Source organism: Geodermatophilus sp. URMC 65 (assembly GCF_053502545.1).
This window is the reverse complement of sequence record NZ_CP199954.1, coordinates 4,395,641-4,419,445: the sequence shown is the minus strand read 5'-3', so window position 1 is coordinate 4,419,445 and position 23,805 is coordinate 4,395,641. Positions and strand designations below refer to the sequence as shown.

The 23,805-nt window shown below is 73.0% G+C and carries 21 protein-coding genes; 12 read left to right on the top strand and 9 right to left on the bottom strand.

Translation table 11 applies throughout. The features are described from left to right. Window positions 1-5 precede the first annotated feature (5 nt). Window positions 6-932, top strand: coding sequence for a transposase family protein (locus ACWIX7_RS21420; RefSeq protein WP_448618427.1), 927 nt, complete (start codon window positions 6-8; stop codon window positions 930-932). Window positions 933-995: 63 nt separating this feature from the next. On the opposite strand, the gene ACWIX7_RS21415 is transcribed toward ACWIX7_RS21420, so the two are convergent. After that, window positions 996-1,807 (bottom strand): IS5 family transposase gene (locus tag ACWIX7_RS21415; protein ID WP_448618426.1). Its coding sequence is split into 2 segments (ribosomal slippage): window positions 996-1,468 and window positions 1,468-1,807, totalling 813 coding nucleotides; the frame shifts between segments, so codons are not numbered across the junction. A 668-nt stretch (window positions 1,808-2,475) separates the two neighbouring features. Between ACWIX7_RS21415 and ACWIX7_RS21410 the strand changes: the two genes are divergently transcribed. The 4 genes from ACWIX7_RS21410 (at window position 2,476) to ACWIX7_RS21395 (ending at window position 8,140) form a co-directional block, all read left to right on the top strand. Beyond that, complete coding sequence (locus ACWIX7_RS21410; RefSeq protein ID WP_106277443.1) at window positions 2,476-3,024, top strand: 2,4'-dihydroxyacetophenone dioxygenase family protein; 549 nt, start codon at window positions 2,476-2,478, stop codon at window positions 3,022-3,024. A 1,323-nt stretch (window positions 3,025-4,347) separates the two neighbouring features. Then, window positions 4,348-4,572: a DUF7455 domain-containing protein gene (locus tag ACWIX7_RS21405; RefSeq protein WP_012949566.1), complete on the top strand. Its 225-nt coding sequence runs from the start codon at window positions 4,348-4,350 to the stop codon at window positions 4,570-4,572. Window positions 4,573-4,715: 143 nt separating this feature from the next. Beyond that, a complete protein-coding gene (locus ACWIX7_RS21400) occupies window positions 4,716-6,914 on the top strand; it encodes a VanW family protein (protein ID WP_448618425.1) in 2,199 nt (732 codons plus the stop codon). Between the two features lie 161 nt (window positions 6,915-7,075). Next, the gene (locus tag ACWIX7_RS21395; protein WP_448618424.1) at window positions 7,076-8,140 is read left to right on the top strand and encodes a YihY/virulence factor BrkB family protein; all 1,065 of its coding nucleotides are present in this window, start codon (window positions 7,076-7,078) and stop codon (window positions 8,138-8,140) included. Between the two features lie 173 nt (window positions 8,141-8,313). Here the strand turns inward: ACWIX7_RS21395 and ACWIX7_RS21390 are convergent, their stop codons facing one another. Further along, complete coding sequence (locus ACWIX7_RS21390) at window positions 8,314-8,541, bottom strand: DUF3039 domain-containing protein (protein ID WP_448618423.1); 228 nt, start codon at window positions 8,539-8,541, stop codon at window positions 8,314-8,316. A 77-nt stretch (window positions 8,542-8,618) separates the two neighbouring features. Between ACWIX7_RS21390 and ACWIX7_RS21385 the strand changes: the two genes are divergently transcribed. Together ACWIX7_RS21385 and ACWIX7_RS21380 are read left to right on the top strand one after the other, a co-directional pair. After that, on the top strand, window positions 8,619-9,569 hold the full coding sequence (locus tag ACWIX7_RS21385; protein WP_448618422.1) for a pseudouridine-5'-phosphate glycosidase: 951 nt from the start codon (window positions 8,619-8,621) through the stop codon (window positions 9,567-9,569). Between the two features lie 2 nt (window positions 9,570-9,571). Next, a complete protein-coding gene (locus ACWIX7_RS21380) occupies window positions 9,572-10,441 on the top strand; it encodes a carbohydrate kinase family protein (RefSeq protein WP_448618421.1) in 870 nt (289 codons plus the stop codon). A gap of 82 nt (window positions 10,442-10,523) precedes the next feature. On the opposite strand, the gene ACWIX7_RS21375 is transcribed toward ACWIX7_RS21380, so the two are convergent. From ACWIX7_RS21375 to dctA, 6 genes are all read right to left on the bottom strand, one after another. Next, window positions 10,524-10,865 (bottom strand): DUF3099 domain-containing protein, encoded by a 342-nt coding sequence (locus ACWIX7_RS21375; RefSeq protein ID WP_448618420.1) that lies wholly within the window; start codon window positions 10,863-10,865, stop codon window positions 10,524-10,526. 158 nt (window positions 10,866-11,023) lie between these two features. Beyond that, on the bottom strand, window positions 11,024-11,608 hold the full coding sequence (locus ACWIX7_RS21370; RefSeq protein WP_448618419.1) for an HhH-GPD-type base excision DNA repair protein: 585 nt from the start codon (window positions 11,606-11,608) through the stop codon (window positions 11,024-11,026). A gap of 76 nt (window positions 11,609-11,684) precedes the next feature. After that, on the bottom strand, window positions 11,685-12,554 hold the full coding sequence (locus ACWIX7_RS21365) for an alpha/beta fold hydrolase (RefSeq protein WP_448618418.1): 870 nt from the start codon (window positions 12,552-12,554) through the stop codon (window positions 11,685-11,687). A gap of 144 nt (window positions 12,555-12,698) precedes the next feature. Further along, entirely contained in the window at window positions 12,699-13,763 is a 1,065-nt protein-coding gene (locus ACWIX7_RS21360) for an alpha/beta fold hydrolase (RefSeq protein WP_448618417.1), read from the bottom strand. Window positions 13,764-14,151: 388 nt separating this feature from the next. After that, window positions 14,152-15,291 carry a glycerate kinase gene (locus tag ACWIX7_RS21355; RefSeq protein ID WP_448618416.1) on the bottom strand — a complete coding sequence of 380 codons (1,140 nt, stop codon included), beginning with the start codon at window positions 15,289-15,291 and terminating at the stop codon, window positions 14,152-14,154. Between the two features lies 1 nt (window position 15,292). Next, entirely contained in the window at window positions 15,293-16,714 is a 1,422-nt protein-coding gene (gene dctA, locus ACWIX7_RS21350) for a C4-dicarboxylate transporter DctA (RefSeq protein WP_448618415.1), read from the bottom strand. 140 nt (window positions 16,715-16,854) lie between these two features. Here dctA and ACWIX7_RS21345 point away from each other — a divergent pair, with 140 nt between their 5' ends. Next, window positions 16,855-17,778, top strand: coding sequence for a LysR family transcriptional regulator (locus tag ACWIX7_RS21345; protein ID WP_448618414.1), 924 nt, complete (start codon window positions 16,855-16,857; stop codon window positions 17,776-17,778). Window positions 17,779-17,877: 99 nt separating this feature from the next. Beyond that, window positions 17,878-18,960 (top strand): tartrate dehydrogenase, encoded by a 1,083-nt coding sequence (locus tag ACWIX7_RS21340; protein ID WP_448618413.1) that lies wholly within the window; start codon window positions 17,878-17,880, stop codon window positions 18,958-18,960. A gap of 211 nt (window positions 18,961-19,171) precedes the next feature. Here ACWIX7_RS21340 and ngg read toward each other — a convergent pair whose 3' ends face one another. Then, a complete protein-coding gene (gene ngg / locus ACWIX7_RS21335) occupies window positions 19,172-20,923 on the bottom strand; it encodes an N-acetylglutaminylglutamine synthetase (RefSeq protein WP_448618412.1) in 1,752 nt (583 codons plus the stop codon). A 381-nt stretch (window positions 20,924-21,304) separates the two neighbouring features. Between ngg and ACWIX7_RS21330 the strand changes: the two genes are divergently transcribed. From ACWIX7_RS21330 to sigB, 3 genes are all read left to right on the top strand, one after another. Next, entirely contained in the window at window positions 21,305-22,045 is a 741-nt protein-coding gene (locus ACWIX7_RS21330) for an ANTAR domain-containing protein (RefSeq protein ID WP_448618411.1), read from the top strand. A gap of 74 nt (window positions 22,046-22,119) precedes the next feature. Next, window positions 22,120-22,551, top strand: a complete 432-nt coding sequence (gene dtd, locus ACWIX7_RS21325) for a D-aminoacyl-tRNA deacylase (RefSeq protein WP_448618410.1) — start codon at window positions 22,120-22,122, stop codon at window positions 22,549-22,551. 252 nt (window positions 22,552-22,803) lie between these two features. Next, window positions 22,804-23,787, top strand: coding sequence for an RNA polymerase sigma factor SigB (sigB, locus tag ACWIX7_RS21320; RefSeq protein ID WP_091216823.1), 984 nt, complete (start codon window positions 22,804-22,806; stop codon window positions 23,785-23,787). Window positions 23,788-23,805 lie beyond the last annotated feature (18 nt).

The following is a 23,805-nucleotide window of genomic DNA, read 5'->3' as shown; positions in this document are numbered from 1 at the left end:
GCCGGGTGACCGGACTGTCTCGAGAGGTCCTGGCCGAGCTGGTCGCCGAGCTGGGACCGCGCTGGCAGGCACGCCAGGACGCGCGGCTGGCCGATCGGCCGCGCCGGCGGGCGGTCGGCGCCGGTGCCCGGTACCGGCTGGTGTTCCTCGACCGGCTGCTGGCCACCCTGGTCCATCTGCGCCACGGGGTCACCCATGACGTGCTGGCCTGCTGGTTCGGGGTGTCCCGCTCGACGATCACCCGCGCGGTCGGGGAGGTCGGCCCGCTGCTGGCCGAGCGCGGGTGCACCGTCGAGGGCGGGCTCCGGCTGCGCACGCTGGCCGATGTGGTCGCCCACCTGGGTGCCAGCGGGCGGGTCGGCCTGCTGGATGCCACGGAGGTCCGGGTGCGCCGCCCGGCGGCCCATCGGGCCGGCCGCCATCGGTTCGTCTCGGGAAAGGCCCGGGCCAACACCGTCAAGGCGCTGGTCCTCACCGACCTTGATGGGCGGCTGCTGTTCTGCGGACAGACCCGCCCGGGCTCCCTCCATGACCTGACCCAGGTCCGCCAGGCCGGCCTGGTCGAACTGCTGGCCCGCACTCCGGGCGTGACGCTGCTGGCCGACGCCGGCTATCAGGGGCTCAGCGCGCAGACCGCCGGTGCGGTCATCACCCCGCGGCCGCACCGGCGGAGGAACCAGATCCCGGTCTTTCCCGCCGTCGCCGCGGCGCACGAGGCCGAACGCCGGGCTCACACGTCCAGGCGAATCCGCGTCGAGCACGGCATCAGCCACCTGAAGAACTGGCGGGCCCTGTCTCGCCACCTCGGTCGACGCGAGCACCTGGACACGATCTTTCCCGCGGTCGCCGGACTGGTCTCCAGTCAGGAACGAGCCCCACGACCCGACCGGCTCCGCCAACCGGAAGCGCTCGCGACCGGCACCACCAGGTGAGCAGGTCCGCCCCGAGCAGTGCAACGACCGCTCGCCGCTAACCATGCACGAGGTCGTAAGAACTCATTTCAGAACGACGGTCAGCTGCCGGTAGCAGATCAGCGCACAGGCCAACTGGAGCAGGCCCAGGTGCAGGTCGCCGCGGCGCTCGTAGCGGGTGCGCAGCCGCTTGAAGGCGTGCAGCCAGGCGAAGCCGCGCTCGACCACCCACCGCTGACGGCCCAGGCCCGAGCCGTGCGCGACGCCGCGGCGGGCGATCCGCGGGGTGATGCCGCGGGCGCGCAGCTGTCGGCGGTAGATGTCGTGGTCGTAGCCGCGATCGGCGAACAGCTCCCGCGGTCGGCGGCGGGGTCGGCCGCGCCGGCCCCGGATCGGCGGAACGGCATCGACCAGCGGGATGAGCTGGGTGACGTCGTTGCGGTCGCCGCCGGTCAGGCTGACCGCCAGCGGAATGCCGCCGGCGTCGCAGATCAGGTGGTGCTTGGAGCCGGGCCGGCCGCGGTCGACCGGCGACGGGCCGACGTGGTCCCCCCTTTGAGCGCTCGCACGTGGGAGCCGTCGACCGCGCACCGGTCCAGGTCCAGCTCACCGAGCGCGCGCAGCTGGTCCCGCAGTTGTCCGTGCAGGGCCGGCCAGACGCCGGCGGCGGTCCAGTCCCGCAACCGGCGCCAGCAGGTCACCCCGGAGCAGCCGACGAGCGACGTGGGCAGCTGGTTCCAGTTGATGCCGGTCTTGAGCACAAACACGATGCCGGCCAGTGCGGCCCGGTCATCGATCGGCCGCCGACCCGGATGGCGGTAGCGGCGTGGCTTCGGCGGCGGCAACAGGGGAGCGACCCGCTCCCACAACCCGTCAGGTACGAGCTCCTCGATCACCCACCACAGCCTCAGCAGGTCGGCCCGATCCTCGCGGGAGGCACGCCGAGTTCATCTTGAAACGATTTCTAAGCCGGTCGACCCGATGCCGACATAACCCCAGTCACATCCGAGGGGTTCGCCCTGGTTCGTGATAGTGGTACATGCCCAGGTCAACGGTCTATGACGTCCACTGTGGTCCCTCAATTCGTCGCCGTTCGGGGCGCGTTGCTGTACCGGTTGCTGTACTTCTCCCCCGCGCTCGGGCGTGTCACTGAGGTCAGAGGCGGTCCATGATGGAGTACCGCTCACCGTGCATGGCGGGATCGGGCGGATACGGCCGCCGAGTAGGACGATTACGACCGTCACACCCACGCCCGGACACCCTTTGACGCGCCGACGTCTACTTCGGCCGCGCTAACCAGCCGCCAGCGCTGCCGCCGTGCTGGAGACGGTCGACAGGTAACCGCTTGGTGTCCCTGAAAGGTTGACCGGCCGCCGTCTCCCCGTGCGCAACGCTGCCCGCTCGGTGTGCCGGGTCCTCCGGTGGAGGAGAGAATGGAGACACACCGGATCGCAGGGCGGCCCGGGGTCGGTTTCGGCGCCGCGAGCCTCCTCGGGCGTCCTGTCGGTCGGTGGACCGCAGGGCGGCACTCCGCTCTGCGCCGACCTGCGCGCGAGGAGGCTCCATGGTCACCCCCGATCCCGTTGCCGGTACCGAGTTCTGGCGTGACATCAAGCCGATCGACAAGGAGAAGGTCTTCCGCAAGGACGCCGCACCCGAGGTCTTCCTGCCCGACACGATGTCCGACGACGACCGCTTCTTTGTACCGCTGTCGGAAACTGTGTTCACTCGGCCGTTGTGGATCTCCCTGGCTCAGAACCGGTGGGCTGATGTCCTCATGGCCAAGCAGCCAGGCCTGGTCAACCGGCACTATCACCCTCACCAGGTGTTCGGCTACACCCTCTCTGGCCAGTGGAGTTACCTTGAACACGACTGGGTCGCCACCGCCGGCACCTTTGTCTACGAGGCGCCTGGCGAGGCCCACACGCTGGTGGCGCATGAATCCCCCGAGCCCATGCGCGTCCACTTCAACGTCACCGGACCGTTGATCTGGCTCGACGAAAACGGGGAGCCCAACGGCACGTTCGACGCCTACGACTACTTGGAACTAGCGCGCGAGCACTATGAGAAGGCCGGTCTGGGTGCCGAGGCGGTGAACAAGCTCCTGCGGTAACCTGACCGCCGCCGGCCGCGAGCGCAGCCATCGTCCCGGGCCGGTCAGGCCTGCCTACGGGTGGAGCTGAGGGGACTCGGACCCCGGACCCTCATAATGTCAGGGCGGCTGGTGGGGGTCTGCGGACGTCCGCCGTTGTCTTTGCTCAGGTCACCGCCAGGTATGGTTTCCGAGGAACCACTGCGGACGACCGTGAACGCCACGGTTTGGCCACCATCGTGGCACCACGCCGAGGCCGCCTAACCAGCGCGCTGAGCACCCCGCCGAGGCAAGACGCCGGCGGGCTCAGCGCGTGCCAGGCTGGCAGGCGTCGACCGGCCTGGCATGACAGACGGGGACCGCGGTGGCGAGCTTGCCGACGAGGTTCGGGGGCGACGCCGAGCAACGCGGGTGCCCTGCGCTGCCCGGCGATGTCATGAGCTCGTCCGGGCAGTCCGCGATCCAGTCCGGGTAGAACTGCAGAACCGCAGGGGCGTATGCGTCGACCAGAAGACAGCACCGGCCATGACGTGCGGTCCCGCCGGGTGCGGCCGGAACTGGAAATCCGTGACGATCCCGAGTTGCCCGCCGCTGCACGTCGCGGAACACGATCTGCGTCGGGCAGGGTCAGCCCGCGCCGCGCTGTCTCGTCATCCCTGGCCGCGGCCGTCCAGGATATTTGCAGGCACAGCGCTTCTCACCTGCAGGCTTGGGCGCAGACGATGCACAACCGTTCAGGCGTCCGTAGTGCGCGACCACCTCGACTAGGCACTCCCAGCTCCGCCCGGCGGCCCCCTACCCACAGGTCGGGGGCCGTTGTCGTGTGCGTCACACCACCGAGTCGCGACCTGTCGTGGCCTCGTCCCCCTCGAGACCACGACGACCCGCCGCTCGGCACGCCTCCACGCAGGTCGGAAACGACACCTGGCCGGGCGGGGCTCCACGCAGGCCGGGGACGGCACCTGGCCGCGGTGTCGGCCGGCAGGCCGACGATGTGCTCAGTGTTGCGGCGAGGTCACGATCTCACCCCGATGAGCTGGTCCGCCGGTGTACGCCGTCACGCGCCGGGTAGACGGCGTAGCGTGGGGCCCGTCAAGACAGCAGCGGACCCACCAGCCGGACGACGACCGGCGCACGCGAACGACGAGAACAGCACGACACGACAGACCGGCACGACCCAGTGACGTCCCTGCTGACCCGGACCACCTGCACCACCTGCACCGGCCTCACCGCTCTCGGCGAGTCCCGGCGTCGGATCGGGCGGGTCGGGAACACAGGGGGACATCCTGGCGCTGTGCAGGAGGCCGATCCGCAGCCGCGGGTCCGTGCGGTAGAGAGCGAGTGATGACCCAGATGACCCAGACGCTGACGACGACCCCGCCCGCCGACGACCTCGTCGTTCCCTTTCACTGTGACCGCTGTGGCGCACTGGCCAAGGTGCGGGTGGTCCTCGCCAGCGGCAGTGACCTCGTCTTCTGCGGGCACCACGCCCGTGAGTACGAAGGCAAGCTCCGCGACATCGCGGTCGACATCATCGAGACCGACGGCGAGCAGCGCCTCAGCCACTGACGGAGGCGCTATCGTCGCGCACAGCGATGAAGCCCTCACCCGACGCCGCCGCCGGCGTCCCGTTCCCGACTGACGGGGACAGGGCGCCGGCGGCTCCGTCGTTCCCGGGATCTCCCGGTCGACGACTACCCGGAGATCCCGCGATGCCCCCGCAGACCCCCGCGCCGCACGACCAGCAGTCCCCCACCGGGCAGACGCCGGCGCAGCAGGTACCCGACCAGCCCGACCGCACCGACGCCGAGGGCCTGTCCGACGAGACCCGCCCGGTCCCGCGCGACCGTGGGCCCGTCGGCCCCGAGGTGCCCGGCCCGGCGACCGCCGCCCAGACGCCCGCTCCGCCGGCGACCGGTGCGGAGGACGACGCGGGCACGCCGGCGGTCGAGGACGGCGAGACCCAGGACATCCGCTTCGCTCCCGGGGAGGCCCCCGCCCAGCTGCCTCCACCCACCGCGGACGCCGACCAGCACACCGGCGTCCTGCCCCCGGTGACCGACGGCCCGGACGACGTCCCTGACGACACCCGGGCCACGGGCGACGGCTCCGACGGCTCCGGTGGTCCTGACGACACGCCACGGACCCGCCGTCCGTGGTGGCGCCGCCCGGCCGTCGTGACGCCGGTCGCCGCCGTCGGCGTCCTGGCCGCCGCCTACGGGGTCGACCTGCTGGTCTCCAGCGGTGACGTCCCCCGCAACACGGTCGTGGGCGGCGTCGACCTCGGCGGGCTCTCCCCCGCGGCGGCCACCGAGCGCCTGCAGACCGAGCTCGCGCCGCGCGTGGTCGCCGACCACGTGATGCTGGCCGACGACGTGGAGGGCACCCTCTCCCCCGCCACCGCCGGGATCACCCTCGACGTCGAGGGCACCGTCGAGCGGGCCGGCGAGCAGCCGCTCAACCCCTGGACCCGCCTCATGACCCTCGTCGACGAGCGCGAGGTGGCCCCCGTCATCACCGGCGAGGACACCGCGCTGGCCGCGCAGATCGACGTCATCGCCGAGCAGGTCGACCGTGCCCCGGTGGACGCGACCATCGCCATCGAGGGGACGAGCGCCGGCGTCGTCGAGCCCGTGCCCGGCCGCACCCTCGACCGCGAGGGAGCCGCCGACGCCGTCACCACCGCGCTGGCCTCGGGCGGCGACCCGGGCACCCCGATCGAGCTGCCCGTCGACGTGACCGAGGTGTCCGTGGACGCCGCTGAGGCCCAGCGGGTGCTCGACGAGACCGTCACCCCGGGCCTGGCCGCGCCGGTGACGGTGACCAGCCAGGACGGCGCCACCTCCGTGGAGGTGCCCGAGACCGCGATCGCCGCCTCGCTGACCTTCACGCCGCAGGAGGACGGCGGGCTCGCGGTCGCCGTCGACCCGGCGGCCCTGCAGGAGGCGATGGGCGACGACTTCGCCGAGTTCGGCACGCCGGCCGAGGACGCGCGCTTCGAGCTGTCCGGGGGCAGCGTCTCGATCGTCCCGTCGGTCGACGGCACCGGCGTCGACCCGGACGCGCTCGCGACCCACCTGCTGGACGTCCTGCCGCAGCCGGCGCCGCGCACGGTCACCGCCGACCTGGGTCCGGTGCCGGCGGAGTTCAGCACCGCCGAGGCGGAGGCGCTGGGCATCCGCGAGGAGATCAGCAGCTTCACCACGAACTTCACCAGCGCGGCGAGCGGCACCAACATCCGGGTGGCCGCCGCCGAGATCGACGGCGCGCTGGTCCGGCCCGGCGAGACCTTCAGCCTGAACGGTCACACCGGCCCGCGCACCACCGCGCAGGGCTACGTCGAGGCCGGCGTCATCCAGAACGGAGCGTTCGACACCGCCGTTGGCGGCGGTGTCAGCCAGGTCGCCACGACGATGTTCAACGCCGTCTTCTTCGCCGGCCTCGAGGACGTCCACCACAAGCCGCACAGCTTCTACATCAGCCGCTACCCGGCCGGCCGGGAGGCGACGGTCTACTACGACTCGATCGACCTGAAGTGGCGCAACGACAGCGACACCGGCGTCTACGTCGACACCCAGTGGACGCCGAACTCGCTGACGGTCACCTTCTACGGGACCAAGCGCTACGACATCGAGTCGATCAGCAGTGAGAGCTACAACCTCCGCGAGCCGGTCGTGCAGGAGAAGCCGGACGACGGCAGCTGCAAGCCGCAGGCCGGCTCGACCGGCTTCGACATCACCGTCACCCGGGTGTTCCGCGACCCGGCCAGCGAGGCGGAGGTCAAGCGCGAGGACTTCCGCACCCGGTACGCCGCGGAGCCGCGGATCACCTGCGTGCCGGTCGCCGCACCCGCCGCCCCGCCGGCGCCGGACGGCGCAGTCCCGGCCCCGGCGCCCGCCCCGGGCGGCTGAAGAAGGACCCCCCTGCCCCCGCCATGGAAGGACCCCGTCCACCTCACCTCGCGCGAGCTCGGGGCGGGACCCGAGACGGGGCCGGAGCCTCGGGACGGGGCCGACGGCGGGACCCTGCAGGCGGGCCGGTCGGCGGGCTGACCGGCGTGCACACTGGGACGGTGCGCACCGTCCTGCCCGGGGGCCGACCGGCCGACGCCGGACACCCCGAGGACGGTGCCGACGACGACCGGCCGGCGGGCGCCACCGCCGTCCGCCTGGAGACCCCGCTGTCGCGGGGACGGCTGGATCGCTGGCCCGCGGTGCTGCGGGTCCCGCTGCAGGTGCTCGGGCGCACGGTCAGCAAGGCCTGGCACGACCGCATCCTCGGGCTCTCCGCCGAGGCGGCGTTCTGGCAGATCCTCTCGGTGCCGCCGCTGCTGATCGGGCTGCTCGGCACGCTGGGTTACCTCGGCACGTTCATCGGCGAGGCCTCGGTGACCCGGATCGAGGCGGAGCTGGTCCGCGCCTCCACCGAGGTGCTGACGCCGGACGTCGTCGAGGGCTTGGTGCAGCCGACGCTCGACGACATCCTCGGTTCTGGGCGGCTGGACCTGGTGAGCGTCGGCTTCCTGCTGTCGCTGTGGGCCGGCTCCTCGGCGACGGCGACGTTCATGAACACCGTCGTCATCGCCTACGACCAGCGCGACGTGCGCGGCCCGATCCGCACCCGGCTGAAGGCGCTGTGGTTGTTCGTCGTCGGCCTGCTGCTGGCGGTGCTCACGCTCCCGCTGCTGGTGCTCGGCCGGGGGGTGCTGGTCTCGCTGCTGCCGGCCGACTGGCGGGGCACCGCGATGGTGCTGGTGAACGCCGTCTACTGGCCGGTGGTGCTGATCGGCCTGCTCCTGGCGCTGACGAGCTTCTACCACGTGGTGCTGCCGCGGCGGCTGCCGTGGCACCGGCACCTGCCGGGGACCGTGCTGGCCGTCGCCTTCTTCGTCGTCGCGGCGCTGGCCACCCGCGCCTACGTCGCCGACATCCTCACCACGACGCTGCCCTACGGAGCGCTGGCGACCCCGATCGCCGTCCTGCTGTTCTGCTTCTTCTTCGGGATGTCGGTGCTGCTGGGCGCCGAGCTCAACGCGACGATCCAGTCCCGCTGGCCGGCACCGCTGCGCCGGCACCAGCGCCGCAGCCAGGCCCGGCGAGCGGCCAAGCTGGAGCGCGCCCGCGAGCTGCAGGACTGAGCACATGGAATCCCAGGACGCTCCTCGCGACGATCATGGAGTTGCGGTGGCGACACACCGCGTCCGGACGGCGCGTCGCCACCCGGGCTCCATGATCATCGCGGGAGCGGGTCCCGTGGCCCCGTCCAGAGGCTCGCCGCGAGCCTGCGAGCGGTGAGGAGGACGGGGTCCTCCTACTTGCGGAGCTGCTCGTAGATCTCCTTGCAGGCCGGGCACACCGGGCTGCCCGGCTTCGGGCTCTTGGTCACCGGGAAGACCTCACCGCACAGGGCCTCGACCATCGTGCCCATGACCGCACTCTCGGCGATCTTGTTCTTGCGCACGTAGTGGAAGACCTCGTTGGCGTTGCCGGTGTCGCCCTCGCGGACGTCGGGCTTCTCGAGGAGGTCGGTGCTGCTCACGCGGTGCTCCCTCGGGTCGGGGACGGGTCCGGGAGGCGCTCCCTGAGCGTGGCTCCCCTGCCCTCCATGATGGCAGGGTGCAGCTGCCCTCCTCCGGCGCGTCCTCCGCGTCGACGTCCTCTGCGCCCGTGCTCTCCCCCGAGGTCGCCGAGGCGCTGGCCGCCGGCCGGCCGGTCGTGGCGCTGGAGAGCACCCTGCTCGCCCACGGTCTGCCCCGGCCGGACAACCGGGCCGCGGCCGACGAGGTGGAGGCTGCCGTGCGGGCCGGCGGGGCGGTCCCGGCCACCATCGCCGTCCTGGACGGCGCACCGCACGTCGGTCTGACCGCCGACCAGCTCGACCGGGTCTGCGCCGACCCCGACCTGGCCAAGCTCGCCGTCCGGGACCTGCCCGTGGCCCTGGCGCTGGGCCGCAGCGGGGCGACGACGGTGTCGAGCACCGCGCTGCTGGCCGCCGCCGCGGGCATCGGCGTCTTCGCCACCGGCGGCCTCGGCGGCGTGCACCGCGAGGCGGCGGACACCTTCGACGAGTCCGCGGACCTGACCACGCTGTCGCGCACGCCGGTGCTCGTGGTCTGTGCCGGGGTGAAGTCGATCCTCGACGTCCCGGCGACGCTCGAGCGGCTGGAGTCGCTGTCGGTCACCGTCGTCGGCTACCGGACGACGACCTTCCCCGGCTTCTACGTCGCCGACTCCGGTGCGACGGTGGACTGGGCGGTGTCCTCGCCGGAGGAGGCCGCGGCCGTGCTCGCCGCCCGGCGCGACCTGGCCCCCGGCGGCGTGGTGGTCGCCAACCCGCTGGCCGACGAGGAGCAGCTCGACCCCGCGCTGCACGACCGGGTGATCGCCGACGCCCTGGCCGCGGCGGCGCGGGCGGGGGTGCGCGGCAAGGCGGTGACGCCGTTCGTGCTCGACCACCTGCACCGGGCCAGCGGGGGCGCCACCCTGGCGGTCAACGTGCGCCTGGTGCTGCGCAACGCGGAGCTGGCCGGCCGGATCGCCGCCGCCCTCGCCGGCGTCCCCCGCTGACCGTGCCGGACGTCGTGGTCGTCGGCGACCTGGCCACCGACGTCGTCGTGCTGCTCGACGGCGACCCCGCGCCCGGCTCCGACCGGCCGGCGTCGATCCGCAGCCGTGGCGGGGGTGCCGGGGCGAACGTCGCCGTCCACCTCGCCCGGCTGGGCACGCCGGTCACCTGCGCCGGGTGCGTGGGGGACGACGCCGCCGGGACCGCCCTGGTCGCCGAGCTGGCCGCCGACGGGGTGACGCCGGCCGTCCGCGTCGTCCCGGGCGCGGCCACCGGCACGATCGTCAGCCTGGTCGAGCCGGGTGGGCAGCGCAGCATGCTGGCCGACCGCGGCGCCAACCTCGCGCTCGCGCCGGACGACGTCCCCCCGCCGCGTCGGCACCTGCACCTGTCCGGCTACACCCTCTTCGCGCCCGGTCCGCGCGCCGCGGGGCTGGCTGCGCTGGCCGCGGCCCGCGCGGCCGGCTGCACGGTGTCACTGGACCCCGCCTCCACCGGGCCGCTGGCCGCCTACGGCGTCGAGCGCTGGCTGGCCGACACCGCGGCGGCCACGCTGGTGCTGCCCAATGCCGACGAGGCGCGGCTGCTCACCGGCTGCGCCGATCCGGCGGCGGCCGCGCGGGCACTGGCGACCCGCCACCCGGTCGCCGTCGTGACGCTGGGCGCCGAGGGTGCGCTGTGGGCCGCCGGTGACCGGCTGGTGCACCGCCCGGCGCACCCGGCTGCGGTGGTCGACACGACCGGCGCCGGCGACGCGTTCACCGCCGGGCTGCTGGCGGTCTGGCTGACCGCCCCGGACGGCGACCCCGCTGCCGCGCTGGAGGCCGGTCTCGCGCGGGCGGCGGCCGTGGTCGCGCGGGCCGGTGCCCGGTGAGGCCCCCTGCAGGAGCCCGCCGCCGGCCCCGTCCAGAGGCTCACCGCGAGCTTGCGAGCGGTGAGGAGGACGGGCCCCCCTCTCAGTGCTCGATGACCCGACTCGGGCGTGCGGGGTTCTCCAGGATGCGGTCCGGCCGCGGCGGGCTGTAGCGGTTCACGTCGAGCTTCTTCTTCGGCGGCCGGTCGTTGGCCATCATGACCGCGATCCACGGCAACACGGTGCCGAGTGCCGCGAAGATGATCGCCAACCACAGCGTCTGGTAGAAGACCGCCGCCAGCACCAGGCTCACGGCACGCACGGCCATGGTGAGGACGTAGCGCTTCTTCCGGGCGGCGTGCTGCTCGGCCAGGCTCGGTGCTGCCTCGGTGATGAGCACCGGCTCCGGCCGGCGGGATCGCGCGGGCTGCTGGCTCGAGGCCACGGGCTTCCTCCCCTCCGCCGTCCCCCCGGGACGACGGATACCCTCTACGGGCTGCGGCGCCCGGCGTCCCGACGGCGCCTGGATCCCCGCACAGCCCGGGGTCTGCCGCCCATCGTGCCACCGGATCGCGCACGATGCAGGCGCCCCGGCACCGCATCTCAGGAGGTCACGGCCGCCTTCGCCGCGCGCTTGGCGTCCTGCTTGAACGCCCGTACCTCGGCCAGCGACTCGGGGCCGGTGACGTCAGCGACGGACCGCCGGGAACCCTCCTGGCCGTAGTCGCCGGCGGCCTCCCGCCAGCCCGGCGGGGTCACGCCGTACTGCTTGCCGAGCAGCGCGACGAGGATCTTCGCCTTCTGCGCACCGAAGCCCGGGAGCTCGCCGATACGCTTCCGCAGCGTGGCGCCGTCGGGGACGTCGGCCCACAGGCCCTCGGCGCGGCCGTCGTAGCGCTCGACCAGCAGCCGGCAGACCGCCTGGGTGCGGGCGGCCATCGACCCCGGGTAGCGGTGGACCGCCGGCGGCCCCTGGAACCAGGCGGTCACCTGCTCGGGGTCGGCGTCGGCGAGGTCGGCCGCCGAGAGGGTGTCGACGCCCATGCGGTCGGCCAGCAGCCGGGGGCCGGAGAAGGCGCGCTCCATGGGGAACTGCTGGTCGAACAGCATCCCGAGCAGCAGGGCCAGCGGGTCGCGGCTCAGCAGCGCGTCGGCGGCGGTGTCCTGGGTCAGGCGCAGGGGCGGCACACCGGAGATGGTGCCGCACCCTGCGGTGCACGGCACCGGACGTGCCCCCCATCTCCGTGGCCGTCGGGATCGGCACTCACCGGCTCGTCCGCCCCACCAACCCGGCCAGCTCGCGGTTGAAGCGCTCGGCGTCCTCGAGGAAGGGCATGTGCCCCACACCGTCGTACCAGGACGCGACCGCCGTAGGGCACACGTCCAGGACGTGCTCGGCCATCGACGCCAGGACGATCTCGTCCTGCCAGCCGTGCGTCACCAGCACCGGGACCGTGAGCTGCCGCAACACGTCGTCGCTGTCGACCCGGCGGCTGATCAGCGCTCCGCGCACCTCCGGCGGGACGGCCATGGTCCAGCACAGCGCCGTGTCGCGGAGTTCGTCGGGTAGGGCCCGGACCGTGCTGCGGCGCATGAACCGCTGGATGGCGGCGATGTTCGTGCCGAGGTCAGGCACGCTGGCCTCCGGCGCCGTCTCCAGGAAGCCGGGGCCGATGTGCTCGAAGGTCGGCGGGCTGAGCTGGACGGCGGCGCCCACGAGGTCGATGCCGGCGATGGAGGCCTCCCCGTGGGCGCGGAGGTAGTCGCCGATGACCAAGCCGCCGTAGGACCACCCGACCAGGACGGGCCGTTCCACCGCCAGCTGATCCAGCACCGCAGCGACGTCGTCGGCCCACAGCCGCTCGTCGGTGTAGCTGCCGGCCGCCGGCGGCCGCTCGGACATGCCGTGGCCCCTCAGGTCGAACGTGACCATCCGGAACCGCGCCGCGAGCGGGCTGCCGACCTGCGCCCGCCAGCACAGGTCGCACTGTGACCAGCCGTGGACGAACACGATCGCCGGGCCGTCGGGGTCACCCCATTCCCGGGCGTGCAGCTCCACCCCGGCGCCACCGATGACCGTGTACTCGTCCACGGGCGTCGTCGGCGGGGTGCCCACCAACAGATCGGATGCCATCTCCGCCTCCTCCGGACGTCGACCGGTGTGCATCTGTGCACGGGGACGACGCTAGGAACGGCCCGCTGCCGCAGCATCGGTGCCAGCACGCAATCGCTGCGGGGCCTCCTGTCGGCATGCACGTACGCCGCCGGGCGCCGTCGGTCAGCCGGCGGGTCGTACTCCCGCGAAGGAGGCGGCGGCCGCCGCGCGCGCCGCCTTGCCGGAGACGTGCAGCTTGGCGTAGAGGTTGGACAGGTGCCGTTCGACGGTGCGGGTGCTCAGGCACAGACGTTCGGCGATCGCCTCGTTGGTCAGCCCGGCTGCGACGAGCGCGAGGATCTCGAGTTCGCGACTGCTCAGGGCGCTCAGGGCGGCGGGCCGCGGCAGCGGTCGCGTGCCGGCACGGCCGAGGAAGTCGTCCACCGCGGCCATGAACGTGCCCCAGGCGGGCTCGTCGGCCAGCAGGATGTGGTTGCAGGAGTCGACCAGGACGAACCGTGCGCCAGGGATGAGCGTCGCGAGCAGCCGCCCCTCGGCCGCGGGCACGATCCGGTCGTCCCAGGCGTGGATCACCAGGGTCCGGGCGCGGACCTCGCGCGCGGCGTCCACCACGTCGATGCCGCCCCGCGCGTGGAACAGCCGCACTGCGGTCTCGGCCGAGGTCGTCGTCCGCAGCAGCTCGTCGTACCAGGCCATCTGCTCCGGAGTGCCGCGTGGGAGGAACAACATGCTGAACAAGTGCCGGTACGCCGAGTCGTCGTCGGACCAGCCGGCCCGGATGGCCGCGATCAGCGCGTCCTCCTGGCTGGTCTGGCCGCGAAGCCGCCGACCTCGCGCGAAGCCTCCGTACAGCACCAGATCACGGACCCGCTGCGGGTACCGCGCGGCGTAGGCCACCGCGATCGCCGCGCCCTGGGAGACGCCGAGCAGGGAAAAGCGCTCCAGGCCCGCTGCCTCGACGACGACCTGCAAGTCCCCGACCCAGGTCTCGACCGAGGGGTCGCCGATCTGGGTGTCGGAGAGACCGCACCCGCGTTCGTCGTAGCGCAGCAGCGTGTGGTTGGCGCCCAGCCGGTCCAGCCAATGGCGCCACACCGGGCTCTCCCGGTCGCGGTCGAGGTGGGTCAGCCAGGTCGCGACTCGCACCAGCGGCGGGCCCGAACCGTGCAGGGTCCAGGCCAGCCGCGAGCCGTCGGGAGCGGTGCAGAACCGGACCTCGCTGGTCACCCTCACCTGCCTCCATCCGCGAGCGCGTCAGCCTGCCCGGGCGGATTCCGGCCAGTGAGCAGCATCGCGCCGTGCGACGCGAACAGCAATGCGCGCCGCTCCGGCGGCGGCGCACCCCGGGCTCGACGGGATGAGGCCGTCGGGCGCGACGTGGACCAGCCCGGTCACGTCCCGCGAGTCGACGCGTCGTTCCCAGAGCTCGGGATGCGATCGCGCGGAGCACGCCCATCGCACTCGCCGTCGTTGCCGACGCGATGGCGGACAGCTGGCCACGTCGCAGGGCCCGGCACGACTCCGAGGACAGCGCGCGGCCGGCCATCGGCCGCGTCCTGGGTGATGCGGAGCTGCGGCACACGAGGAGTGTGCCGCACGGTCTGCCGCGGCCCTCCTACGACGTGGTGGCGGCCAGGGAGCGGACCTGCCGGCCGATGAGTCCACCCGCGACCGCGGCGAGGCGCCTCGACAGGTCGGGGTCCCGGCTCGGGTCCTCGTCGGTCAGCTCGCCGAGCGCGACCACCTGCTCGAGCCCGAGCCGTCGTCGCTCCTCGGGGGTCAGCAGCGACTGCCCGACGACTGCGCTGACCACACGCGGCACCGATCGTGCCGCGACGACGGCGGGCAGCTTCCCGGCCAGCGTCTGCCCGTCCATGCGCCCCTCGCCGGTGACGACGACGGCGCAGTCCGCGACCGCGGCGTCGAAGCCGAGGAGGTCGAGGAAGAAGTCGGCCCCGGCCACCCGACGCGCACCGAGCCACCGGCAGGCGAAGCCGAGACCGCCCGCCGCCCCGGCACCGGCCTCGTCCGCGAGGTCCCCGCCGCGGTCGGCCGCTGACGACCGGCAGGCGGCCAGGAGGTCGACGAGGTGTCGCAGGCCGACCTCGAGCTCGCGGACCTGGTCCGGAGTGGCCCCCTTCTGCGGCCCGAACACGGCGGCAGCACCGTCGGCACCGAGCAGCGGGTTGGTGACGTCGGTGGCGACGACCAGCTCGACGCCGGCGAGGTTCCGCAGCCCCGACGCGTCCACCTCGGCGATCCGCGCCAGCGTGCCGCCCGTCGGGTCGACGTCCTGGCCCGCGTCGTCCCGGAACCGGGCATCGAGCGCGGCGAGCATGCCCGCGCCTCCGTCGGTGCTCGCGCTCCCGCCGAGGCACAGGACGATCCGCCGGGCTCCCGCATCCAGCGCGGCGAGCACGGCTTGCCCGAAGCCGTGGCTCGACGACGTCATCGGGGCGAGCACGCCCGGCGGGAGGGTGCTCAGTCCGCAGGTGGTCGCGACCTCGACGACGGCAGTCGTGTCGTCGACCGCGAACTCGGTGCGGTGCGGTCGCCCGTCGGCGCCGCGGACGGTCACCGTGCGGGCCGTCGAGCCGGCGTGCAGCGCGGCGGCCACGCTGCCGTCACCGCCGTCGGCCAGCGGCAGGAGCCTGAAGGCGACCCCCGCCGCCTCCAGGCCCTGCCCGATGGCCGTCGCCACCTGGAGGGCGGTGAGGGAACCCTTGAACTTGTCGGGAGCGACGAGGACGTGCACGTCAGGCCCGCACTGCCACGGGGAGGGCGGCGTCGCCGGTCACCGGCTGCGGCGTGGCCGGCGGAGCGGCGGTGACGTTCGGGGCGTCGACGGTCTCGCCAGGCACCTCGTCGATCTCGTGCAGCGGCGGGACGTCGTCCCCGCGGAGGACGCGGCGGGCGCGGTCCCGGTCCAGCGTCCTGTCCCAGCGGGCGATGAACAGCGTGGCGACGGCGTTGCCGCAGAAGTTCACCAGCGCGCGGCACTCCGACATGAACTTGTCGATGCCGAAGACGAGCATGATGCCCGCCGCGGGGATGGTGCCGACGGTGGACAGGGTGGCCGTCAGGGCGATGAAGCCGCCACCGGCGACGCCGGCTGCACCCTTCGACGTCAGCAGCATGACCGCGAGCAGGCCCAGCTGCTCGGCGATCGACAGGTCGGTGTTGGTGGCCTGGGCGATGTAGAGGGCGGCCAGGGAGAGGTAGATGGCCGCGCCGTCGAGGTTGAAGGAATAGCCGGTCGGCACGACGAGGCCGACCGTCGACTTCTCCACCCCGGCGTGCTCCAGCTTCCTCATCAGGCCAGGGAGGGCCGGCTCGGCGGTGGAGGTACCGAGGATGAGCAGGAGCTCCTCCTTCAGGTACCGCAGCAGGTGGAAGATGTTGAGCCGCAGGTAGGCCATCAGCGAGCCCAGGACCACGAAGACGAACAGCGCCGAGGTGACGTAGAACAGCGCGATCAGGGAACCCAGGCTGGTCAGCGTCTCGAGGCCGTACTCACCGATGGCGTAGGCCATCGCCCCGAACGCGCCGAGCGGGGCCGCCTTCATGATGAAGCCCAGCACCTTGAAGACCACCGCGGTCAGCCGCTGGATCCCCGACAGCACCGGAGCGCCGACCGAGCCGACGGCGTTGAGGGCGACGCCGAAGACCACCGCCATGAAGATGATCTGCAGGATCTCGCCCTCGACGAAGGGGGCGACGGCGCTCTCCGGCAGCACCCGCAGCAGGAAGTCCCACCAGTGCTGCTCCTGCCCGGCCTCCACGAGCGAGCCGACGTCGTCGGTCGGCCGGAGCGTGCTGACGTCGGCGTTCACGCCGTCACCGAGGCGGAAGAGGTTGATGGCGACCAGTCCGAAGACCATCGCGAGGATGGTGCCGATCTGGAAGTAGGTCAGCGCCTTGATGCCGGTCAGCCCGACCTTCTTCAGATCCGCGACGCTGGCGATCCCGCCGACGATGGTGAGGAAGACGATCGGGCCGATCAGCATCTTCATCAACCCGACGAAGGCGGTGCCGATGGGCTCCATCGCCACCCCGACGCCGGGCCACTGCGCGCCCACGACGACGCCGAGCACGATCGCGACGAGGACGTAGAAGTACAGCTGCCGGTACCAGCGCTTCTTCTCGGCCGGTGGTGTGTGTGCGTGGGTCAGATCCATGGGAGGCACCTCGGTCCTTCAGCTGCCGACGGGGTGGACGTGGTAGGCGCCACAGTGGGTGAGCCCGGCCACACCGGTCCAAGACGCATTGGCTACCTCACCGGTAGGTTGGGCCTATCGGTCCGTCGGGAGGAGCTGCGGTGGACGTCCGGCAGCTGACCTACTTCCTGGCCGTCGTCGAGCACATGAACTTCGGTCGTGCCGCGGAGCAGCTGTACATCGCGCAGCCCTCGCTGTCGCAGGCGATCGGCACGCTCGAGCGGGAGCTCGGTGTGCCGCTGTTCCACCGGGTCGGCCGGGGCATCGTGCTCAGCGACGCCGGCCGCCAGCTGATCGAACCGGCGCGCCAGGTGGTCCGTGACCTGGAGGCGGCCCAGGCCGCGGCCCGCTCCGCGCGTGGCCTCGAACGCGGCCGCGTGGAGCTGATCGCCATGCCCAGCCCCGGCATGGAACCGCTGTCGACCCTGATCCAGGACTTCACCGACGCTCACCCGGCGATGACGGTGACGGCGGATGCCGCGTTCACCCCCGAGGACGTCGTCCAGGCGGTCAAGGCCGGCCGGAGCGAGCTCGGGCTGCTCGGCGCGGCGTCACCGCCGCACACCGGCGGATTGCGCGTCCTGCCGATCGAGGACCAGCCACTGGTCCTGATCTCCCCGCCGGACGTCCGGGAGCCGAGCCGGCCGGACGAACCCGCCGCGACCGCCGTGGTCCGCGAGGCCCTGGCCGGCGCGCGGTTGGTCGTCAGCAAGGAGGGCAGCCTCATGCGGCGGCTGGTGGACGAGGTCCTGGCCAGCGGCGTCGACGCGCAGATCGTCGTCGAGGTCGAGCACCGCACGTCGATCCTCCCGTTGGTGCTGGCGGGCGTCGGCCACGCGGTCCTGCCGTCGTCCTGGTCGCCGCTGGCCCAGCGGTCCGGCGCCCGCGTGCGGCTCCTCGAGCCGCCCGTTCTCCTGCGGATCTCCCTCGTGTCCCGGACGGGCAGCCTGACGCCGGCCGCACAGGCCTTCGTCACCTGCGTCGAGCGCTACATCTCCGCGAGGACCGGCTCCGACCACTTATAGGCCGGAGCTATGGAGACCATCGAGCTTCCGTCTTGGACGCCGGCGGAGTGACGCCGTTCACTCGATGACGACCCCACCGCCGTCCCCACGGAGATCGTCATGACCGCCCAGCGCACGTTCCGCATCGCCGCCATCCCCGCCGACGGAGTCGGGATCGAGGTCGTCGCGGCCGGCCGCGCCGTCCTCGACGCCCTCGCCGACGCCTCGACCGGGCGGTTCGACTTCGCCTGGCAGGAGTTCCCCTGGGGCTCCGACCACTACGCCCAGCACGGCCGCATGATGGACGAGGACGGCCTCGACCAGCTGAAGGACTTCGACGCCATCTACTTCGGCGCCGTCGGCTGGCCGACCGTGCCCGACCACATCAGCCTCTGGGGCCTGCGCCTGAAGATCTGCCAGAACTTCGACCAGTGGGCCAACGTCCGCCCCGTCGAGTTCCTCCCCGGCATCCAGAGTCCGCTGCGCAAGGCCGACAGCACCGACCTGAGCTGGGTCGTGGTCCGGGAGAACTCGGAGGGGGAGTACGCCGGCTTCGGCGGCCGGAACTTCGGCGGTCGTGCCGACCGAGGCGAGGTCGCCGTCCAGTCCGCGGTCTTCACCGAGGTCGGCTGCGAGCGGATCATCCGGTTCGCCTTCGACCTGGCCCGCACCCGGCCGCGCAGGAAGGTCTCCAGCGTCACCAAGAGCAACGCCCAGCAGTACGGCATGGTGCTGTGGGACGACGTCTTCACGCGGGTCGCCACCGAGTACCCCGACGTCGAGACCGAGAGCGTGCTGGTCGACGCCATGGCCGCGAAGTTCGTCCTCCGCCCCGAGGACCTCTCCGTCGTCGTCGCGTCCAACCTCAATGCCGACATCCTCTCCGACCTCGGCAGCGCGCTCGCCGGCAGCCTAGGCCTGGCGGCCAGCGCCAACCTCAACCCGGAGCGGCGCTTCCCGTCGATGTTCGAGCCCGTGCACGGCTCCGCGCCGGACATCGCCGGCCAGGGGATCTGCAACCCCGTCGGCGCGATCGGCAGCGCGGCGCTGATGCTCGAGCACTTCGGTCTGCACGACGAGGCCAAGGCCGTGCAGCACGCCATCGAGGTCACCTCGGGCAAGGGCATCCGCACCCGCGACGTCGGCGGGAGTGCCAGCACGGAGGAGGTCACCGCGGCCATCATCGAGCACCTGTCCCGCTGACCGGCCCCACCCGGAGGAGCCCCCGGCCCGCGCACGGGCCGGGGGCTCCTGCACGTGCTGGTGACAGCGTGGCCAGCGTCGGACGCCACTGCTCCGTCGACCCCGCGGCACCGGAGTCCGACCCCACCCCTGGACCCGGCCGGGTCCCCGTCGGCCTAGCCCCTCCCTCGCCGTCCCCCGGCGTGCGGGGGACCCAGGAAGGGGCCCTCCTTCAGCGGCGACGGGTCTCGGGGAACAGCAGGTCGACGAAGCGGCCGGCGGTCGGCTGGGGCTCGTGGTTGGCCAGCCCCGGCCGCTCGTTGGCCTCGACGAAGACGTGCTCGGGCCCGTCGAGGTCGGGGACGAGGAAGTCCAGGCCGGTCACCGGGATGCCGATGGCCCGGGCAGCGCGGACGGCGGCCGCGGCGATCTCGGGGTGCAGCCGATCGGTGACGTCCTCGATGGTGCCTCCCGTGTGCAGGTTCGCCGTCCGGCGCACGCGGATCCGCTCACCGGCCGGCGGGACGTCGTCCATCGCCCAGCCGGCCTCGGCGACGACGGCGGCCGTCACGTCGTCCAGCGGGATCCGCGACTCCCCGCCGGTGGCCCGCTCCCGGCGCCGGCTGGTCCGCTGGATCAGCGTCGTGACGTCGGAGACGCCGTCACCGACCACCGTGGCGGGCCGCCGCACGGCCGCGGCGACCACCTCGCAGTCGATGACGACCACCCGCAGGTCCTCCCCCGCCACCAGTTCCTCGACCAGCACGTCCGGGCAGTGCTGCCGCGCCAGCGCGACCGCCGACCGCAAGCCCGCCTCGTTGCGCACCCCGACGGTGATGCCCTTGCCCTGCTCCCCCCGAGCCGGCTTCACCACCAGCTCGCCGAAGCGCTCGAGCAGGGCCAGGGCCGGCCCGAAGTCATCCCCGGCCACCTCGGCGCCGACGGGGACGCGGACGCCGGCGCCCGCCATGATGCGGCGGGTGACCCGCTTGTCGTCGCAGCGGCTCATGGCCACCGCCGTGGTCAGCTCGGAGAGGGACTCGCGGGTCAGCACGCCGCGCGCGCCCAGGGTGAACCGCATCTCCCCGTGGGCGGCATCGGTCACCTCGACCCGGATGCCCCGGCGCAGCGCCTCGTCGGCGAGGATCCGGGCATAGGGGTTGAGCCGGTCGAGCCCGGCCGGGCCGGGCACGAACAGCGGCGCGTTCACCGCGGTGCGGCGCTTGACCACCAACGCGGGCACCTGGCGGAAGCCGAGCTTGCGGTAGAGCGCTATCGCGGGGCCGTTGTCGTGCAGCACCGAGAGGTCGAGGTAGTTGCGCCCCCGCGCGAGGTAGCGCTCGGCGAGCACGCGCACCAGCGCCTCCCCCGTCCCCGGCGGGGCCTCGCCCGGGTCCACGGCCAGGCACCACAGGCTGCTGCCGCCCTCGGGGTCGCCGAACGCCCGGACGTGGTCGACCCCCGTGACCGTGCCGACGACCCGCCCGGTGCGCCGGTCCTCCGCCACGAGGTACCGGACCGTGCGGGTGGAGTGGTTGTGCCACACGGTGTCCGGGTCCCCGGGGACCATGCCGGTGAGCGTGACGATGCGCTCCATCTCGGCGACGTCGTCCGGGCAGGTCACCGTGCGCACGAAGACGTTCTCGACCAGCTCCCGTCGCGGCCGGTACCGGTGCAGGTCCAGCCGGAAGGTGAGCGAGGGGTCCAGGAACAGCTCGGTGGGCGCCAGGCTCAGGAGCACCTGGGGGTCGCGCGGGTAGATGCAGATGTCACGGCGGCCCTCGGCCTCCCCGTGCAGCGCTTCCACCAGCCGCTGCGGGTCGGCGAACGTCTGGCCGAACAGGAGCCGACCCCAGCCGAGGTCCAGGGCGGCCTCGGTGTCCATGCCGCGCAGCTGGTGCTCCGACGGCGGGTGCCAGGGGGTACCGGTGATCGTCGGGACGGCGCTCAGCGGCCGCCGGCGGAGCTCAGGCCGCGCGACCACGGGTCACCTCCCCGCCGTGCCGTGCCGCTCGTAGGCAGGAGGTCGGACGAGGCGTACCGGTCCACACGATGTGCCGCCACCCGGAGTCGTGCCCGGCCCGTGGGCGGGGTCTTCCACCCCGGCCGCGCCGGGAGACCATGCCCACCCTGGCGCGCACGAAACACGACCGTAACAATCGGGCCTCCCACCAGGCGTTCCCGCGTGACTCGTGGGGTGGACGACGTTTGGCGCGGCTCGCCCGGGTACCTGTCGGACCACCGCCCAGTCGGCCAGCCGAGCCCGTGCAGCCCTGGCCATCGCGCCTCCTCACCCGGCTCGCGCCGACGTGGGGACCGGCACCCCACCGGTCGCGCGTTCCGCTGGACGGCACGGAGGGTGGCCGTGGACATCCGGCAGGAGTTCGGCAACGCGCTGGCTCGCGAATGGACCCGGGACGGGGACGACCCGGAGGTGCTGCCGGTGCAGCTGGCCCGGGCGGCGGCTGCGGCGCTGGGCGTCGACGGAGCCGGCCTCAGCATCCACGACACCGCCGGGCACAGCACGCCGCTGGGCGCCAACGACGAGGCCGCGACCACGGCCGAGCGACTGCAGTTCACCGCCGGCGCGGGTCCGTGCACGTTCGCCGCGAGCTCCGGCTGGCCGGTCTTCGCCCCCGAGGACCAGCTGCGGACCCGCTGGCCGGCGTTCCACGACCTGCTGCTGACCCACACCGCGTTCCGCAGCGTCGTGGCGCTCGCCCTGCCCGGTGACCTGCGCGGCTCCGGCGCCCTGGACCTGTACCTGACCCATCCCGTCGGCCTGGTGACCTTCGACGCGGTGGAGGCGCTCTGCGTCGCCGAGCTGATCTCCGACCAACTCGGCCACGCGGCTGCCTGGTCGGAGTGGACCGAGGTCGCGGCTCCCGCCTGGACCAACACCGAGGCCGCCCGGCAACGCGCGCGGGTCTGGATGTCCACCGGCATGGTCAGCCTCGCGCTGCGGCTCCAGACCTCCGACGCGCTGGCCGTGCTGCGCAGCCGCGCCTACGCCGTCGACCGCACCGTCGACGACCTCGCCGCGGACCTCGTCGCAGGCCGGCTCACGGCCCAGCAGCTCGGGCAGGACGCCGCCAGCGACCGCTGAGCGGACCTGCAGCCCGTCCGCCGCGGGATCCGAGGGCCGGCAGTCCGCCGGTCCACCCGACGGAGGATGGCCGGGTGCGCGCGGTGGTGAGCAGGGTCGGGACGGCGGCGGTGACGGTGGACGGCGCGGTCGTCGGGGAGATCGGCCGCGGACTGCTGGCCCTGGTCGGGGTGGGCCGCGAGGACGACGCGGAGCGGGCCCGGGCGCTGGCGCGCAAGGTGCACGAGCTGCGGGTCTTCCCCACCGAGGACGGCGCCCGTTCGGTGGGCGACCTCGGCCTCCCGGTGCTCGTCGTGAGCCAGTTCACACTCTATGCCGACACGCGGAAGGGCCGCCGTCCCTCCTGGGCCGACGCCGCCCCCGGCGAGGTGGCCGAACCGCTGGTCGAGGAGGTGGTGGCCGAGCTGCGCCGCCGCGGCAGCGAGGTGGCGACCGGGGTGTTCGGGGCCCGCATGCTCGTGTCGTCGGTCAACGAGGGGCCGATGACCTTGCTGCTGGAGGTCTGACCCGGTCCCGATCGGGGTATCCCGACGTGACGCGACACACGCCCTGTGCTTTTGCTGTGAAACGGGCATCCGTGGAACACCCGACCCCGTCGGTGCCGTTGGACAGGGCGTACCACACGGACACACAGAGCAGGGGCTCACCGGTTCACCGGAGCCGGCCGAGCGGCCCCACCCCCGACGCCCGGGGTGCACCGTCGCCCATCGACGACCGACGGTGCGCATCCGATCCGAAGGCAAGGACGAAGACAGATCGTGACGCTGCTGCAGTCTTCCACCACCGACACCCTCGAGGTCCGCTCGCCGCGCCGCGAGCCGGACACCAGCGGGCTGGTCTCGACCGACCTCGTCCGGGTGTACCTCAACACCATCGGCAAGACCGCGCTGCTGACCGCCGAGCAGGAGGTCGAGCTCTCCAAGCGGATCGAGGCCGGTCTCTACGCCGAGCGGCTGCTCGCCGAGCGGCAGCTGACCCCTGCTCTCCAGCGGGACTACAAGGCGCTGGCCGCCGACGGCAAGGCCGCCAAGCGGCACCTGCTCGAGGCCAACCTGCGCCTGGTCGTCTCGGTGGCCAAGCGCTACACCGGCCACGGCATGACGTTCCTGGACCTCATCCAGGAGGGCAACGTCGGCCTGATCCGGGCGGTCGAGAAGTTCGACTACACCAAGGGCTTCAAGTTCTCGACGTACGCGACGTGGTGGATCCGCCAGGCCATCACCCGCGCGATGGCCGACTCGGGCCGCACCATCCGGCTGCCCGTGCACCTCGCCGAGCAGGTCAACAAGGTGGTGCGGACCCGGCGCCGGATCCACCAGGAGCTCGAGCGCGAGCCCACCGCCGAGGAGCTGGGCCTCGAGCTCGACATGACCCCCGAGCGGATCACCGAGCTGCTGGAGTACTCCCGCGACCTGGTGTCGCTGGACCAGACGGTCGGTGCCGACGAGGAGTCACGCCTCGGTGACTTCATCGAGGACGCCGACGCCGCGGTCGCCGAGGACGCCGTGGCCTTCCAGATGATGAAGGGCGACGTGCGCAACGTGCTCGCCACGCTGGAGGAGCGGGAGCGCGACGTGGTCGTGCTGCGCTTCGGCCTCGACGGCGGCCAGCCCCGGACGCTGGAGCAGATCGGCAAGCAGTTCGGTCTCTCCCGCGAGCGGGTCCGCCAGATCGAGCGCGAGACGATGGCCAAGCTGCGCGACCCGCAGCGCGCCGACGCCCTGCGCGACTACCTCGCCTGAACGAGCCGCACGGAGGGC